The sequence below is a fragment of the Deinococcus sp. AJ005 genome, from assembly GCF_009017495.1.
Classification (GTDB): Bacteria; Deinococcota; Deinococci; order Deinococcales; family Deinococcaceae; genus Deinococcus.
This window is the reverse complement of sequence record NZ_CP044990.1, coordinates 687,131-699,474: the sequence shown is the minus strand read 5'-3', so window position 1 is coordinate 699,474 and position 12,344 is coordinate 687,131. Positions and strand designations below refer to the sequence as shown.

Annotated in this window: 9 protein-coding genes; 4 read left to right on the top strand and 5 right to left on the bottom strand. The window is 67.1% G+C overall.

Annotation, left to right across the window (positions count from 1 at the left end; all coding sequences use genetic code 11):
- The first annotated feature begins 83 nt into the window (after positions 1 to 83).
- Positions 84 to 2,819, top strand: a complete 2,736-nt coding sequence (locus DAAJ005_RS05305) for an AAA family ATPase (protein ID WP_151846203.1) — start codon at positions 84 to 86, stop codon at positions 2,817 to 2,819.
- A 110-nt stretch (positions 2,820 to 2,929) separates the two neighbouring features.
- Here the strand turns inward: DAAJ005_RS05305 and DAAJ005_RS05300 are convergent, their stop codons facing one another.
- The 3 genes from DAAJ005_RS05300 to ppsR form a co-directional block, all read right to left on the bottom strand.
- Positions 2,930 to 3,955, bottom strand: coding sequence for a PIN/TRAM domain-containing protein (locus DAAJ005_RS05300; RefSeq protein WP_151846202.1), 1,026 nt, complete (start codon positions 3,953 to 3,955; stop codon positions 2,930 to 2,932).
- Positions 3,956 to 4,034: 79 nt separating this feature from the next.
- Complete coding sequence (locus DAAJ005_RS05295; protein WP_151846201.1) at positions 4,035 to 5,411, bottom strand: MFS transporter; 1,377 nt, start codon at positions 5,409 to 5,411, stop codon at positions 4,035 to 4,037.
- A 77-nt stretch (positions 5,412 to 5,488) separates the two neighbouring features.
- Complete coding sequence (gene ppsR / locus DAAJ005_RS05290; RefSeq protein ID WP_151846200.1) at positions 5,489 to 6,310, bottom strand: pyruvate, phosphate dikinase/phosphoenolpyruvate synthase regulator; 822 nt, start codon at positions 6,308 to 6,310, stop codon at positions 5,489 to 5,491.
- Positions 6,311 to 6,469: 159 nt separating this feature from the next.
- On the opposite strand from ppsR, the gene ppsA reads away from it, so the two are divergent.
- Positions 6,470 to 8,845 carry a phosphoenolpyruvate synthase gene (gene ppsA, locus DAAJ005_RS05285; RefSeq protein ID WP_151846199.1) on the top strand — a complete coding sequence of 792 codons (2,376 nt, stop codon included), beginning with the start codon at positions 6,470 to 6,472 and terminating at the stop codon, positions 8,843 to 8,845.
- Positions 8,846 to 8,907: 62 nt separating this feature from the next.
- Here ppsA and DAAJ005_RS05280 read toward each other — a convergent pair whose 3' ends face one another.
- Positions 8,908 to 9,702, bottom strand: a complete 795-nt coding sequence (locus tag DAAJ005_RS05280) for a histidinol-phosphatase HisJ family protein (RefSeq protein ID WP_151846198.1) — start codon at positions 9,700 to 9,702, stop codon at positions 8,908 to 8,910.
- A 36-nt stretch (positions 9,703 to 9,738) separates the two neighbouring features.
- Between DAAJ005_RS05280 and DAAJ005_RS05275 the strand changes: the two genes are divergently transcribed.
- Together DAAJ005_RS05275 and DAAJ005_RS18875 are read left to right on the top strand one after the other, a co-directional pair.
- On the top strand, positions 9,739 to 10,572 hold the full coding sequence (locus tag DAAJ005_RS05275; protein ID WP_192930875.1) for an ABC transporter permease subunit: 834 nt from the start codon (positions 9,739 to 9,741) through the stop codon (positions 10,570 to 10,572).
- Positions 10,569 to 11,384: a hypothetical protein gene (locus tag DAAJ005_RS18875; RefSeq protein WP_192930874.1), complete on the top strand. Its 816-nt coding sequence runs from the start codon at positions 10,569 to 10,571 to the stop codon at positions 11,382 to 11,384. The genes DAAJ005_RS05275 and DAAJ005_RS18875 overlap by 4 nt, the downstream gene beginning before the upstream one ends.
- Here DAAJ005_RS18875 and DAAJ005_RS05265 read toward each other — a convergent pair.
- The gene (locus DAAJ005_RS05265; protein ID WP_151846196.1) at positions 11,350 to 12,282 is read right to left on the bottom strand and encodes an EamA family transporter; all 933 of its coding nucleotides are present in this window, start codon (positions 12,280 to 12,282) and stop codon (positions 11,350 to 11,352) included. The two genes, DAAJ005_RS18875 and DAAJ005_RS05265, sit on opposite strands and share 35 nt — an antisense overlap.
- Between the last annotated feature and the right edge of the window lie 62 nt (positions 12,283 to 12,344).

Genomic DNA, 12,344 nt, shown 5'->3' with positions numbered 1-12,344 from the left:
GTCAGCAGCGAACTCGCCCAATCCAACTCCACCGCATTCGGACTCTTAAACCTTCAGACCCTCAGACCCCCGCAGGGCCGCCCATGAAACCCATCCGTCTTGAAGTCCAGGGCTTCACCGCCTTCCGCCAGTTCACCGAGCTGGACTTTGGCGATCTGGAACTGTTCGCGCTGGTGGGGCCGACGGGCAGCGGGAAATCCAGCCTGCTGGACGCCATGACCTTTGCGTTGTACGGCTACACCGAGCGACTGGGCGGCTCCGGGCTGGACGCACTGATCTCGCAGGGCGAACGCGGCATGAGCGTGGGCCTGACCTTCGAGACCGGCGGCGTGACGTACCGTGCCTCGCGCACCAAGGGCCGCAAGCAGGCCGAGAACGAGGTGCGTTTCGAGCGCAAGGATGCAGACGGGCGCTGGGCCAATCTCAGCGACGGCGGCGTCAAGGGGGTCAACGAGCGCATTCAGACGGTGCTGGGCCTGACCTTCAAGAACTTCACACGCAGCGTGATGCTGCCGCAGGGCGAGTTTGCCCGCCTGCTGCACGGCACAGGCAAAGAGCGGCAGGCCATTCTGGGCGAGCTGACCGGGCTGGAACACGTCGCCGCCATGCAGCGCGTCGCCTCTGACAAGGCCAAAGAGCTGAAGCACCGCGCGGGCAGCCTGAACAGCGTGCTGGAGAACGAATACGCGGACGTGACAGCCGAGGCCGTGGCAAATCTGCGCGCCGAACGCGAACGCACCGATGCCGATGCCGAGACGCTGCATGACCGCCGTGAAGCCTTGCAGAACAGTCAGGCCCGGTTGCGCGAGACCGAGAAGGTCTGGAAGGCACGCGAGGACACCAGTCGCCGTCTGGTCGCGCTGGACGCCCGCGCCGCCGGGGTGCAGGCCGGGGCCGTGCAAGCAGTGCAGGCCCGCCGGGTGGCCGGAGTGCTGCCGCTGCTGGACGCCGCCGAACGTGCCCGGATTGCCGCCGAACGTGAGGCCCGCGCGCTGGCCGGAGCGCAGGGGGCCGCCACCCAGGCCAGCCGCGCCGCCGAGGCCGCCCAGACCAATCTGGACTCCGCGCAGGAGGCCGAGGCAGGTATCCCCGATCTGGAAGCCCGCGCCGACAAACTGCGTGAGGCCGAGGCCGACGCCGCCCGCCTCAAGCGTTCCGGCGGCACGCCCCAGACCACCCACGCACAGCCGCTGGAGTGGGATGAGGACGCCTTTCTGGTGGCCCGCGCCGGGGCCGAAAAGGCCGAGAAGAACCGGCAGGAGCGCGTCAAGATCGAGGCCGAGCGACTGGGCCTGAATTCAGCGCTGACCCGCTTCAAGGCCGAGGAAACGGCACAAGCGCAGGAAAAGGCAGAGCTGGAACGCGTCAAACGCGACGGTCAGACGGCCAAGGCCGATCTGGAAGCCGCGCAAAAGGCGCTGGAGGAAGCCCGCCTCACCTCCGGGCTGGCCTCCTACCGCACGCACCTGCATGTGGGCGAGGACTGCCCGCTGTGTTTGCAGGAAGTGCGCGAACTGCCCGACGCCCCACATGCCGATCTGGGCGCGGCGCAGGACCGTGTGAAGGTATTGAGCGCCACGCTGGATGAGCGCCGCACCCGCTTCAGCGATCTGCGCGCCGCCCTGAAGGCCCGCGAGACATGGCTGGCCGACAAGGAGGCCGAGAACCGCAACTGGCAGGAGGCCACCGGACAGCGCGAGGCCGATCTGCGCGCGGCTGAGGCGCTGGTCACGGGCGATCCTCAGACGGAAGCCCTGCGCCTGCTGGCTGGACTGGCGGGACGGGTGCGCGCGGCAGGCACGGACCCCGCCGGGAAACGTCGTCAACTCCTCAACGACGTGATCGCTATCCGCAAGCGTGTACAGGAGGCAGGGGCGGCCCTGTCCCGTGCAGCGGGCGATCTGGCGGCGGCCAATGCCACGCTGGCGGCGGCGCAAAATGCCTCGGCGGGCCGGGAGGCGGACGCCACGGAGGCCCAGGCAGCACTGGATTCTGCCCTTTCCAGTCTGGGCATGGACGCTGCACAGGCCAGAGCCGCCGCATTACCTGAAAACGACATCGCCGCGCTGGAGGAGGCTGCCCGCACCCAGGCTGCCCAGCGGGCGCAACTGGCCGAGAGCTTGGCCGAACTGGAACGCCAGTTGGGAGCTGCCCCCTTCGATCCGGCAGAGCTGTCACAGGTGGGCCGTGACCTGACCGCCACCGACGCCGCCCTGTCTGCCACCCGCGAGCGCGCCGGGAGTCTGGCCGAGCAGGAACGGGCCGGACGCGAACGCCTGAAGCGCAAGGCCGAGATCGAGGCCCAGGCCGCCGACGCCGCCCGCAGCCTGGACACCTGGCAGACGCTGACCAACTCGCTGAAGGCCAATGAATTCCAGCAATTCCTGCTGGCCGAAGTCGAGGCCCAACTGCTGACCCGCGCGGGCCTGCTGCTGCACGAGATCAGCGATGGGCGCTACCGTCTGGCCCTGGAAAAAGGCGAGTACATGGTGCAGGACCTGTGGAATGCGGGCGAGGCACGCGGCGTCAAGACCCTCTCCGGGGGCGAGACATTCCTGGCCTCCCTGTCGCTGGCGATTGCCCTGAGCGACTATCTGGCCGGGAACAAGATTCTGGGCGCACTGTTTCTGGACGAGGGCTTCGGCACGCTGGACCCACAGGCGCTGGAAGCGGTGGCAAACGCCCTGGAAAGCCTCCGCACCCAGGGCCGCATGGTGGGCATCGTCACCCATGTCGAAAGCCTGTCCGAGCGGTTGCCCAGCCGCCTGCTGGTGACCAAGAGCGTGGCGGGAAGCAGCGTGCAGCGGATGGATATGTAGAGAGCTGTCAAAGGGTCAAACCGTCTAACTGCTAAAGAACTGTGGGCCTTCTTTTGGCAGTTGGACGGTTTGAATTTTAGACTTTTGGACTGTTTGACGGCGCGCAGCGCCTACACCACCTCTTCCCGCTCCAGCTTGGCGAAGATCATGCGGCCCACGTTGGTCTGCACATTGTTCACCACCTGCACGCGGGTCTGCTTGCCCCGGAATTTCAGGCCGTCCTCCACCACCACCATCGTGCCGTCTTCCAGGTAGCCGACGCCCTGGCCGGACTGCTGGCCGCCCTTGGTGATGGTCACGGCCAGCAGATCGCCTGCCTGTACCTGCGGCTTGAGGGCCACCGCCGCCTCGTTGATGCTCAGGACCGTGACGCCGTGCAGCTTGGCGATCTTGCCCAGATTGCCGTCGTTGGTCACGATCTGGCCACCGGTTTCGCGGGCCAGCCGGATCAGCTTGTCGTCCACGCTCTTCAGGGCCGCGTCGTCCCAGTCCTCGATGCGGATGGGCTTCAGCTCACGCAGTTCTTCCAGCAGCCCCAGACCGCGCTTGCCGCGCGTGCGCTTCTGGGCGTCGCCGCTGTCCGAGAGCAGTTGCAGTTCGCGCAGGATGAAACCCGGCACCACCAGTTCGCCGTCCAGAAACCCAGCACGCACCAGTTCCAGAATGCGCCCATCGATGATTACATTGCTGTCCAGCAGCTTGCTGCCACTGCGGCGGCGCACCTGTGGAAAGGCCAGCATCCCAAACGCCTCCGCATGGCCCACCGCAAAATTGACGAAGAACACGGCCAGAATCACCGTGACCAGCAGGTTCCAGAACCAGTTGAAAAAGGGCAGGCTCTGAAACAGGCTGCTTAAGAGGACGCTGAGGAGCAGGGCCACGATCAGGCCGAAGGTTGCCGCCGCCACTGTGCGCGGCGACAGACCCGCATACCAGCGCGAGAAGCGGCCCACACTGCCAGTCAGCAGTTTCTCGGCGCGCGGGGCGAACAGCAGCGCGATCAGGCTGCCCGCCAGCATCAGACTGAGGGTATTGACCCGGTTGAGGTCCGTGGGCTGCGCCGAGGCCAGCGCCTGCCCAGCCAGCCACCCCAGCAACAATCCCAGCCCCATGACAAACAGACGAACAGCCAGCACGCCCCATAGTGTAGCGGCTGAGATGGTGTGAAAGGGTTCAGAGGGTGGGGTTGAGGACAGGTCACCCGCCCGGCTGCCCTCAACCGCCGAATCCACCTTCCTGCGCCGTCTCCGTCACCACTTTCGGGCCGTCCTCCACCCGCCGGATCACCGGATTGAACAGTTGCGCCGCCGTCACCCCGGCCAGCAACAGGCCCGCGACGATGGCAACGTGGCCCCCCGCATAGCGCGCGGCCAGCAGTCCGGCCAGCGCGGTGCTGAGGGGCGAGGTGAACTGCGCGATCAGGCGGCGCACGCTGAACACGCGCCCCTGCATGGCGGGCGGCACCTGCGACTGCCAGATGCTCTGCGAATGCGCGTTCATGGCCGGATAGGTCAGGCCCAGGACAAAGAGCGCCGCACTGGCCCCCAGCACCGTGGAGCTGAAGCCGAAAGCCGCCAGCGCCAGCCCAGACACGATCATCGGCAGCAGGACGCCCAACACCCGCTGCGTTTTCAGGCCGCCCCAGACGCTGATCAGGACGCCGCCCAGCACACCGCCCACACTCTGGGTGATGGTCAGGGTGGCCAGCGCGGCGGTCAGGGTGCTGCCCCGACTCTGCCAGTCGGCGGCCAGCCCGAACTTGACGATCAGCGGCTCCAGCACGCCCAGTCCGCTGCCGCACAGGTTGGCGACGGCGAACGTAAGAAGCAATGCCAGCAGCGGCTTTCGGCTGCCGATGAACTTCCAGCCGAAGGCCATGTCCTCCTTGAAGGAACGCGGCTGGCTGCGGTCCGTGACCTCTTTCGGGGACGGAACATGCAGGCGCGAGAGGATCAGCGCGGCCAGCACGAAGCTCAGGCCGTCCACAGCGTAGGCGAAGGGCACGCCGTTTTGTAGGCCCGAGAGCCAACCGGGCAAGGCGTCAGACTTTCGCAGCAGCGCGGGTACGCCGATCAGCAACGCGGCCACCGCCGGACCCACCAGCCCGGCCAGACTCCAGATGGTCTGCATCATGCCGTTGGCGCGCGGCAGGCGATCCTTGGGCACCAGCGTGGTGTAACTGGCGTCGAAGGCCGAACCGTGGAAGGTTCCTACCAATCCCATCAGGCCGGAGACGAGAACCAGCGCCCACAGCGGCGCGGCGGGCAGCAGCAGCAGGCCCAGAATGCTGAAAGTGAGCAGCGCGCCCAGCAGGTCTGCGGCCAGCATGATGCGGCGGCGGTCATGGCGGTCCGTCCACGTTCCGGCCAGCGGCGCGCTGAGGGTGGCGGCCAGTCCCCAGGCCAGCGCCGTGGCCGACAGCGCCAGCGCCAGTTGCGGCTTCTGCTCGGCCAGCGGAAAACGCGTGACCGTCAGGTAGATGTTGAAAGCGAAGCCCGCCACCGCCGATCCCAGCACGCTCAGGGCCTGAGAACTCCACAGCCACACGAAGGTGCGCCAGCCGTCGGGGGCGGGTTGGGGTGCAGAGGTCATCTGAGTTCAATTTACGGCGCGGCGGAGGCCAGGGAACATAGGCCATCTGGCGGGGTAGCCCTCCGCTCAGCGCGGCTTCAGCGTCGCCTCAAGGCGCTCAGAATCCCCGCCGCAATTTCCTCCACGCTGGTGCTGGTGGTGTCGCGCACCGGCAGGCCCACGCGCTGGAACAGGCGTTCAGCACGGCGGACCTCGAATTCGCACTGCTCGGGGCTGGCGTAGCGGCTGCCCGCCTTGCGCTGGGTGCGAATGGCGTGCAGGCGGCGCGGATCGATGGTCAGGCCATACAGCTTGTCGCGGTGCTTTTCCAGCGGAACGGGCAGAGTCTCGCGCTCGAAATCGTCCTCGGCCAGCGGGTAATTGCTGGCGCGAATGCCATGCTGCAACGCCAGAAACAGGCTGGTGGGGGTCTTACCCACCCGGCTGACGCCCACCAGGATCACGTCGGCCAGCCCGTACTGCCGGTCACCGATACCGTCGTCAGTGGCCAGGGCAAAATCCAGCGCCTCCATGCGGCCCAGGTACGCGCCCGAGTCGTGCATGTCGTGGTAGTTGCCCACCGTGCGCGCCGCCGTCTGCGCCAGCTCTACCTCCAGATCGTTGATACCGGGGGTTAGCAGATCGAACAGGCGGGCAGGGGCGGCCTGCAACTCGGCCAGGACTTCGGGCTGGGTCACGGTGGTAAAGAGGATCGGGCGCTCACCCGCCGCGCTCAGGGCCGCCACTTCCTGCGCCACCGCCCGCGCCGCCGCCACATCCGCCGTGAAGGGCCGGGCGATATAGCGCAGCGGCTGCCCCGGAAAATGCGCCAGCAGCGCGCGGGCAATGTTGTCGGCGGTCAGGCCAGTGTGGTCGCTGACGATCAGGACCGGACGGGCGGGCGGTGGGTCCGAGGTCATGCCTCCAGGGTGACAGATCGGCCCGTTGGCTGTGGGGCAATGGGGGTGTCCCTGCCCCCGACACACTCTACGCCCGCCCAAACCCGTTAAACTGTGGGGGTATCCAACACTAACCCAGATGTTTTTCGCTCTTTCTATCCCACAGCAACGGAGAAACACATGCAGATGACCAGCGCGTTCCAGACACTAAGGATGACCGACGTGGACACCGTGGGCGGCAAGAACGCCTCCATCGGCGAGATGATTCATGGGCTGGCCGGGGCCGGAGTACGCGTGCCAGGAGGCTTTGCCACCACCGCCGACGCCTTCCGGTTGTTTCTGACTGAGAACAGGATCGAGGAAAAGATCAACGCTCGCCTGAGCGCGCTGGACGTGAACGACGTGGTGGCTCTGGCGGCTGCGGGCAAGGAAATTCGCGGCTGGGTGGAGGGCGCAGCCCTACCAAAACAGTTGGAAGACGCGATTCGCGCCGACTACGAGGGTATGGCCCACGAGTCCGGTGTCACCGATCCCGACGTGGCCGTGCGCTCCAGCGCCACCGCCGAGGACCTGCCCGAGGCCAGCTTTGCCGGGCAGCAGGAAACCTTCCTGAACGTGCGTGGAATAGACAGCGTGCTTCACCACATCCGCCTCGTCTTCGCCTCTCTCTACAATGACCGCGCCATCAGTTACCGGGTTCACCAGAATTTTGCACACGCGGAAGTGGCGCTGTCCGCCGGGATTCAGCGCATGGTCCGCACCGATCTGGGCGTGTCCGGGGTGGCCTTCACCCTCGACACCGAGAGCGGTTACCGCGACGCCGTGCTGGTCACCGCCGCGTATGGCCTGGGCGAACTGGTCGTGCAGGGCGCAATCAACCCCGACGAGTTCTTCGTGTACAAGCCCGCCTTGAAAGCAGGCAAACAGGCCGTGCTGCGCCGCACCCTGGGCAGCAAGGCCCGCAAGATGATCTACGCGGACGGCGGCGGGGTGGACAGCGTGGATGTATCCGCAGAGGAGGCGCAAAGCTTCTGCCTGAACGACGCCGATCTGACCGAACTGGCGCGGCAATGCGTTGCCATTGAGGACCACTACGGGCGTCCGATGGACATCGAATGGGGCAAGGACGGGCGCGACGGCCTGATCTACATTCTCCAGGCCCGCCCCGAAACCGTGCAGAGCCGCAGCGGACGCACGCTGGAGCGCTTCGAGATGAGTGGCGGCGCGGGCACCGTGCTGGTGGAAGGCCGCGCCGTGGGCAACCGCATCGGCAGCGGCACCGTGCGCGTGGTCAGCGACATCTCGCAGATGGGTTCCGTGCAGGACGGCGATGTGCTGGTGGCCGACATGACGGACCCCGACTGGGAACCGGTGATGAAACGCGCCAGCGCCATCGTCACCAACCGGGGCGGGCGCACCTGCCACGCGGCGATCATTGCCCGCGAGCTGGGTATTCCCGCCGTGGTGGGCAGCGGCAACGCCACGCGCGAGCTGAAAAGCGGGCAGACCGTCACGGTGTCCTGCGCCGAGGGCGACACCGGCTACGTGTACGAGGGCAAACGCGACTTCAAGGTTCACCGCATTGAGCTGGACGCCATGCCCGACGTGCCCATGAAGATCATGATGAACGTGGCCTCGCCGGACCGCGCCTTCTCGTTTGCCGCGCTGCCCAACGAGGGCGTGGGGCTGGCCCGCGTGGAATTCATCTGCTCCAACGTGATCGGCGTCCACCCGCGCGCCCTGCTGGACTACCCGGACGTGCCGGAGGACGTGAAGGCCGCCATTGACGAGCGCATCCAGGGCTACGCCTCGCCGCGCGATTTCTTCCGCGACAAGCTGATGGAAGGGGTGGCCAACATTGCCGCCGCCTTTGCCCCCAAGCCCGTGATCGTGCGCCTGAGCGACTTCAAGAGCAACGAGTACGCCCACCTGATCGGCGGCGCGGCCTACGAGCCGCACGAGGAAAACCCGATGATCGGCTTCCGGGGGGCCAGCCGCTACCGCAGCCCCGACTTCGCCGCCGCCTTCGCGCTGGAGTGCGACGCCATGCGGGCCGTGCGCGACGACATGGGCCTAACCAATGTGCAGATCATGATTCCCTTCGTCCGCACGGTGGGCGAGGCGAGAACCGTGCTGGAGATTCTGGAGAAGAACGGCCTGAAACGCGGCGTGAACGACTTGAAGATCATCATGATGTGCGAGATTCCCAGCAACGCGATTCTGGCCGAACAGTTTCTGGAACTGTTCGACGGCTTTTCCATTGGCAGCAATGACCTGACCCAACTGACGCTGGCACTGGACCGCGACTCGGGACTGGTAGCTGACCTGTTCGACGAGCAGGACCCGGCGGTGCTGGCGCTGATGGCGCAGGCGATTTCCGCCGCCAAAAAAGCGGGCAAGTACATCGGCATCTGTGGACAGGGGCCGAGCGATCACCCGGCGCTGGCCCAGTGGTTGATGGATCAGGGCATCGACTCGGTGAGCCTGAATCCGGATTCGGTGCTGAGTACCTGGCTGCTTCTGGCGGGGCAAACGGAGGCGCAGGCGACGGCCTGAGCGAGATCAGAAGGTTTGGGGCAGACCCCTTTATGACTTGACCGGGGAGGGGCGAGAGCCGTTTACACCAAGCGTTTCCGCCCCGCATACGTCACAACCTGTCCGCCCACCCCTGCAATCAACGCCGCCGCATCCCCAAACCGGTAGCCCACTTCCCCTGGCTGGTGCGCGTCGCTGCCCAGCACAAAGGGGATACCGCGCTTGACAGCCTCACCCACCAAGTCCGGCGAGGGATACGCCTCGGCCACGGGCTTGCGCCAGCCTGCCGTGTTGAAATCGAGGGCCAGTCCTGCCTCCGCAATTGCCTCCAGCGCCCGCAACACCGCCGCGCCGCCGAGGTCACGGTGGCCGAATTTCTTGGGCAAGTCCAGATGACCGATGCTGTCGAACAGGCCGGAGCGGGCCGCGCCTTCTATCAGCGCGTAGTAATCGCCATACAGACCCGCCAGATCACGCGCCTCGTATTCGGCCACAAATTCCGGGTTGTCGAAGCCCCACGCGCCGATGTAATGCACGCTGCCGATCACGTAATCCCAGTCGTGCGCGCTCAGTAGCCCTTCCACGAAACGCTCGGTGCCGGGGTGAAAATCGGCCTCCAAGCCCAGCCGCACGTCCAGGCGTCCGGCGAAGTCAGCCTGCACGGCGCGGACCTCATCCACGTATTCCTGCAACTGATCCAGGCGCATCCGCCACGGCGCGTCATACCACGCGGGCATCGGGCAGTGATCGGTGAAGCACAGGCCCGCTAAACCCGCGTCCAGGGCGGCCTGCGCGTATTCGCGGGGCGTGCCCGTGGCGTGGCCGCACAGCGGCGTATGCAGGTGGCTGTCGAACAGTTGAGGGGAGCAGGGGGACATGGAGACAGGGTAGCCGAGCGGCTTAGACTGGGCGCTGTGCGAACGGATCGGCGGGGTGGTCATCTGGGCGTCCTGGCCTCATTCCTGCTGCTGCACGCCGCGCTGCTGCTGGGTATGCAACGGCAGATTCCTCTGCCGCAGCGCATGGCGGAGTACCCGGCGCAACTGCTGGGCATTTTCAGGCCGGACGTACTGGCAACGGTGCTGCCTCTGGCACTGCTGAGCGGCACCTATCTGCTGGGCGGGTTATTGCTGGCATGGGTGCTGGCGGCCCTGCTGGGACGTTTTGCGCGGCCCGTGCTGTGGGTATTAGAGGGCCTTCCACCCTTTCTGCTGCTGGTGGCCGGGGTGGGCGCGGGGCTGGCCGTGACCTTGCCGCGCGGCTGGGATTTTCCGCTGACCGCGTGGTCCCCGCTGATGCTGACGCTGATCGTCGCCTCGCTGGCCCTGCCCGCCGCCACTCGCGCCGCACTTGCCACACAGCACGCCACCGGAGAAGCGCTGGCCGCCGATCACAGCCGCGTGGCCCGCGCAATGGGCCTGAGCGAGCGCGCCGTGTTGCGCCGGGCCGCCCGCGTGGCCCTGCCTGGGCGCGCGGCGGGGCTGGCCGGGGACGTGCTGGGGCTGGCCCTGTCGCTGGCGGTGATCGAGGGGCTGCTGCAATTCCCCGGCGTGGGCAATGAGGTCTATGTGGCCTTGCAGGGCACCTTCGCGGGCGCGGACGGTCAGCCCTTTCAGGCACAGACGCTCTCGGCGTCACTGGCCGCGTTGCTGGGTCTGGCACTGCTGTTTGCCGCTGTGGGCCGCGCGCTGGCTGCCCACCTGGATCCGCGCCCGCGCGCTGGGGCCGATAAGGAAACGGGCGGATGAGGTGGCTGCTGCTTCCCCTGCTGCTGCTGGCGCTGCTGGCCCCGCGCACCGAATGCCCGTTGCGTCCGATCATTCGGGGACCAGTCACGAGTGCCAACGCCACGCCGGAGCTGCTGATTCCGCCGCTGCGGGTGGGCAGCCGCCTGGCCCCGCTGGGCACAGACCGCGCGGGCCGCGACAGCGTGTGCCTGTTTCAGCGCGGGCTGGCGCGTTCGCTGCTGGTGTCGCTGAGCGTGCTGGCGCTGGGGCTGCTGCCGGGGCTGGCACTGGGGCTGTGGCTGGCGTGGCGGCCCCGCATCACCCTGCCCGGCGAGGCGATGGTGCTGCTGGCGCTGGTCCTACTGCTGGGCCGCGACTCCTTCCGGCTGGTGCTGGCGCTGGGTGTGGCCCTACTGACGGCGCGGCTGGTGGCGGTGCGCGCCGGGGCGGTGCTGCGCGAGCCGTTTGTGGAGGGCGCTCTGGCACTGGGCGGCACTTCAGCCCATATCCTGACCCGGCACCTGTGGCCGCACCTGCGCCCCGGCCTGCCCGCCATCCTCGCCACCGTGTTAAGCAGCGTCTTCGTGTGGCTGATGGAACTGGGCGCGCTGGGCTTTCACGATCAACCCATGCTGAGCGTGGGCTTTACAGACAGCTATGACCGCACGCCAGATCTGCTGGCGCTGCCGCTGAACGCCGATCTGGGGCAACTGATCAGCTTTTTCCGCTGGACGTGGCTGGACACGCCCGAACAACTGGTCTGGCCCGTTCTGCTGCTGACCACGCTGACGCTGGCCTTCAAGGATGTGGCGCGGCGGACTTTGCCCGATTGACCGGCCACACCCGCCGCCCAAACACATGCAGCAGCAGCCCCACGGCGATCAGCGCCGCGCCCACCACCTTGCCGGGCGGAAAGACCTCGTGGTAGACGATGGCGCTGGAAATCAACCCGAACACGGGGACCAATAGTGACAGCGGCGCGACACGCCCGGCCCCGTGGCGCTGGATCAGCAGGGACCACACGCCGAAGCCCAGCACGGTGTTGGCCAGCCCCATATACAGCACGGCGGCCCACAGCTCCCAGCCGCCGTGAAACAGCGCGCGGGCCACCGCATCCCAGCCGCTGACCACGCCCGACATGACGGTCAGCGGAACCGGGGCGATCAGGCTGCTCCAGATCACCAGCGAGAAGACGTTCGCGCCGCCCGAGGCCCGCACCAGCAGGTTGCTGACCGCCCAGCCCAGCGCGGCCACCAGCGTCAGCCCCAACCCCAGAAGGCTGACCTCCCCGCCCGACAGAAGCCCAATCACCGCCATGCCCCCAAAGGCCAGCGTGATGCCCGCCGCCTGCCACGGCTGAATACGTTCGCCCAGAAAGGCGGCGGCCAGCAGCGCCGTAAAGAACGCCTGAATCTGCATCAGCAACGAGGCCAGCCCGGCGTTCAGGCCCAGCGCAATCGCCAGATACAGCAGCCCGAACTGCACCACCCCCACCGCCACCCCGTAGCCCCACAAAATTCGGGCGGGGACGGCGGGAGGCCTGACGAAAAACACCGCCGGAACCGCCGCCACCGCGAAACGCAGGGCGGCCACCAGCAGCGGCGGGGCGTCGTCCACGGACCACTTGATCACCACGAAATTCAGGCCCCAGATCAACGTGATCAGCAGCGCCAGCAGCAGGCCGCGCGTCCCCAAAGGCTGGGTTGCGGGCACGGGGGCAGAAGCGGTCATGTGGGCAAAAGTGTAACGCCGCGCCGGAAAAGGCCGTCCCCCTTCGCTGGATGCATGATTAA

What these genes read in the sequence shown, in the direction of transcription:
- ppsR (WP_151846200.1), bottom strand. Translation starts at nt 6,310, where the DNA reads ATGACCTCGGACCCACCGCCCGCCCGTCCGGTCCTGATCGTCAGCGAC.
- ppsA (WP_151846199.1), top strand. Translation starts at nt 6,470, where the DNA reads ATGCAGATGACCAGCGCGTTCCAGACACTAAGGATGACCGACGTGGAC.
- DAAJ005_RS05295 (WP_151846201.1), bottom strand. Translation starts at nt 5,411, where the DNA reads ATGACCTCTGCACCCCAACCCGCCCCCGACGGCTGGCGCACCTTCGTG.
- DAAJ005_RS05265 (WP_151846196.1), bottom strand. Translation starts at nt 12,282, where the DNA reads ATGACCGCTTCTGCCCCCGTGCCCGCAACCCAGCCTTTGGGGACGCGC.
- DAAJ005_RS05305 (WP_151846203.1), top strand. Translation starts at nt 84, where the DNA reads ATGAAACCCATCCGTCTTGAAGTCCAGGGCTTCACCGCCTTCCGCCAG.
- DAAJ005_RS18875 (WP_192930874.1), top strand. Translation starts at nt 10,569, where the DNA reads ATGAGGTGGCTGCTGCTTCCCCTGCTGCTGCTGGCGCTGCTGGCCCCG.
- DAAJ005_RS05280 (WP_151846198.1), bottom strand. Translation starts at nt 9,702, where the DNA reads ATGTCCCCCTGCTCCCCTCAACTGTTCGACAGCCACCTGCATACGCCG.